Annotated in this window: 1 protein-coding gene; it reads left to right on the top strand. The window is 28.0% G+C overall.

Annotated elements, in window-relative coordinates; translation table 4 throughout:
- A partial coding sequence (locus tag D9R21_RS07850; RefSeq protein WP_158614016.1) for a hypothetical protein occupies positions 1 to 785 on the top strand: 785 nt, incomplete at both ends.

Here is a 785-nt window from a genome sequence, read left to right as displayed (position 1 = left end):
CCGGACGTGGTACTAATAAAACATGAAATCATTTAGCAGAAAAATTATTTTTTGCTTGTAATTTTACTGATGCTTCATCTAATATTTTACGAAGATACGCCAACACCCACGAAGATACTACATTTGGCGATACAATTAATGTCTGTAACTATTTATATGATAAATATGGGATTGATATAGGACCCGACAATGAAAATGGCATTGTTTGACCTAAAAATGTTAAAGAAGGTGGCGAAATTGTTTTTCCTAGTGGTGTTCGCATTGCTTTTGCAGGTTATGCTAATGGTAATAAAATTATGGGGAAAGTTGGTAAAGGTAGCGGTATTATATCGGCCTGAACAGATGAAATGATACATGCTGAAGAAAAAGAAATTTTAACGGACAAAGAACTAGATAAAAGATATAATAATTTAAGAGTTTCAATGTTTCGTTCAAAAAGTTTAAAAGTATCTTATGAAAAATATACTGATGAAAATGATAATGAACAATATAATTTAGATAATCCTATTCCAGTAAAAGAATTATCTTGGACATTTCAAGAATGAGACAACATAGCAAAACAATATATAACAGTTACAACATATTTTCATAAAACATATTCTAATCAATTTACTTTTAATCCTTTTGATAAATACCATGTCTTTTATGAAAAATTTGTAACGCCATATTTACCTTTAAATGAAAGGATTAAAACTATTTTAAAAGAACACAATCAAATATATTCAGAAAATAAACAATCTTTTAATGGATTAGGTATTTTTAATCTGCGATTAACAATGGGTTCT

This window comes from Spiroplasma endosymbiont of Megaselia nigra, from assembly GCF_003987485.1.
Lineage (GTDB): Bacteria > Bacillota_I > Bacilli_A > Mycoplasmatales > Mycoplasmataceae > Spiroplasma.
This window is presented reverse-complemented; position numbering and strand designations above follow the sequence as displayed.